This is a genomic window from Thermus sp. KWY1, from assembly GCF_057547025.1.
Window position 1 is genome coordinate 1 of the sequence record NZ_BAAJPG010000006.1, and the last position, 230, is coordinate 230.

1 pseudogene is annotated in these 230 nt (G+C 69.6%); it reads right to left on the reverse strand.

Features of this window, described 5'->3' with window-relative positions:
* Positions 1–230: pseudogene (locus tag AC27GT_RS01735) on the reverse strand (lyase family protein); the annotation flags it as partial.

Genomic DNA, 230 nt, shown 5'->3' on the forward strand with positions numbered 1-230 from the left:
GCTCTTCCTGGTGCTCCTGGCCTTCTACCTGCCCCTGCTGATCCGTAGCCTTCTCGCCTTCCTCCGTCTGGAAACCCTCAGGCCCTTTGGCCAACAGGCGCCTGGCCAGGCGCACCCGAGCCCTCAGGGCCACTAAGGCCTTCCGGTCTTCCTTAAGCCGCTTCCTGGCCCGGGCCATCGCCTCTGCCCGGGCCTTGGGCCCCACACCCCCCAGGACCTCCCGGCGGGCG